The 2,014-nt window shown below is 67.4% G+C and carries 1 protein-coding gene and 2 pseudogenes; 1 reads left to right on the forward strand and 2 read right to left on the reverse strand.

Annotation, left to right across the window (positions count from 1 at the left end; all coding sequences use genetic code 11):
• Both DLJ49_RS21595 and DLJ49_RS21115 read right to left on the reverse strand, forming a co-directional pair.
• Positions 1–409: pseudogene (locus DLJ49_RS21595) on the reverse strand (hypothetical protein); the annotation flags it as partial.
• 69 nt (positions 410–478) lie between these two features.
• Positions 479–1,174 (reverse strand): IS110 family RNA-guided transposase, encoded by a 696-nt coding sequence (locus tag DLJ49_RS21115; RefSeq protein ID WP_255566814.1) that lies wholly within the window; start codon positions 1,172–1,174, stop codon positions 479–481.
• Positions 1,175–1,251: 77 nt separating this feature from the next.
• Here DLJ49_RS21115 and DLJ49_RS21120 point away from each other — a divergent pair.
• Positions 1,252–2,014 (forward strand): annotated as a pseudogene (locus tag DLJ49_RS21120) (hypothetical protein); the annotation flags it as partial.

A 2,014-nucleotide genomic window follows, 5' to 3' on the forward strand; every position in this document is an offset into this window, starting at 1 on the left:
CGGAGGGAAAGCCGGCATCGATGCGCACCATCGCCACGTCGCAGAGGGTGGCCTGCGCCCGGTCGACGACATCCAGGATGACGTCCAGCGCGCCCTCGGCGGTGCCGACGGCACCGGGGCGCAGGCGGGCGTCGAGCATGTCGCCGGTCTCCGCCACGGAGGTGACCAGCGGATGGTAGATCCGGCCCCGATAGGGCCTCTGTGGTTGCCGCCCGTAGTGCAAGAAGTTTTTGACCCGTCCCGTCAAGCGCGTGTGATCGAGTGCGGTTCTCTGTAAGGCCTTCTCTTGCGACCGTTTCAGAGGCCGCCGGCCGACATGGTGATCAGCGGACCGGGTCCATATTCCATTCCCGAGCTTCGAAGCTCCGTTCACTAACCTGGTTTTCCCGGCCCAGATCTTTTCGATCATTGCGCCCATGGGGGTCGTCGACTTCTCACACGTCAGTCCGACGTCAGGCAGGAGCTCTCTGTGTGCACATCAAGCCGCTGCTGCCAGCGCCGGATCCCGGTAGTCCTCCTTCTTGACCAGCATTGCCCAGATCTGCCGTGCCATCTTGTTCGCCAGCGCGATGGCCACCAGCATCCGTGGCTTCCGCGCGCGGATCCGGGCCAGCCACGATCCTGCGGGAATGGTCTTGCTGCCTATCCAGGTCAGTCGGGACATCGCCCCGATGATCAGGAGCCGGCGAATGTCGGCCTGGCCTGCTTTCGAGACACGTCCCAACCTCGCCTTGCCTCCCGATGAATGCTGACGGGGGACCAAGTCGAGCCAGGCAGCAAAGTCCCGGCCCGTACGGAAGGTGTCCATCGGCGGGGCAAAGGCATCGAGCGCGAGGGCGATCAGCGGCCCGACACCTGGCATCGTCTGCAGGCGGCGGGTCGTGTCGGCCTCCGAAGCGAGGTCCTTCGCCTGCCGCGTCTTCGTCTCGATCCGTTCCGTCTTCTCTGCAATCTGCTTGAGCAGGTCCCGGCATTCGTCACGAACGAGGGGTGGGAGATCGGAGTCCGGCTCCTCGACGATGGCCTCGAGCCGTTTCAACTGCTGGATCCCCTTGGGCGCCACATGGCCGAATTCGTACAGCACGGCACGGAGTGCATTCACCAGCTCCGTCCGCTGGTTCACGAGGCGCGTCCGAGCCCGGAAGACGACAGCCCGGGCTTGCGGTGTCAGCAAACCGTGTTGGTTCGCCCTTTGTTCTTGTCCGTCAGTAGAGTAGGATCGGCGGCTTCTGAGCCTGCCGGAGACCTGCCATGCCCCGCTTCAATCCGACCGAGTTCGGCCGCTTGCTGGCCCGTCTGACACCGCAGGAGCTGCGGCAGGTCGAGGGGATGGTGGCAGAGGCGCAGGAGCGGGCCGAAGCGGTGCTCGAGATCGACGCCCGCGCCGAGGTGGGGGGAGCGGCGGCCGCTTGCCCGCGCTGCGGTGGCGGCGAGCGCATCCGGTGGGGCCGGACCCGGACGGGCGGGCAGCGGTGGTCCTGCTCGGGGTGCGGGGCGACGTGGTCTGGTCGGAGCGGCACGCCGCTCGCCCGGGTGCACCGCCCCGACCTCGTGGTCGCGCTGGCGCGTGACATGATCGAGGCGCCGCAGCCGATGTCCTGCCGCCGCGCGGCAGAGGTCTTGGGAACCTCGCGCCACAGCGTCTGGCGTTGGCGGATGACCATTATCGGCGCTCTGACGCCCGAGCCCGAGAGCACGCTCGCCGGCATCGTCGAGGCTGACGAAGCCCACCAGCGCGAAAGCCGTAAAGGGTCGCGCGAGTGGGTCCGGCACCGGCGCGACCCCGCCAACATCCCCGCGCCGCCGCGTCTTCGGTGGGAGGACTATCGGCGCCGGGGCGCTGCGTCCCGGACGCCTCCGGGCGGCTGGCGGGCCTGGGAGAATGTCAATCGGCCCTTTAATTGCGGTTCCTCGTCAAGCCTGTTTCTGCGTCCGTGCCGGGGTCATGGTCCTTTTCGAGGTCACGGCCTCATGGTGATGTTCGGGTCGGGTGCCTTCAGCGTATGGAGCGCAG

Origin of the sequence: Rhodovulum sp. 12E13 (assembly GCF_003340565.1) — a bacterium.
Classification (GTDB): Bacteria; Pseudomonadota; Alphaproteobacteria; order Rhodobacterales; family Rhodobacteraceae; genus HLUCCA09.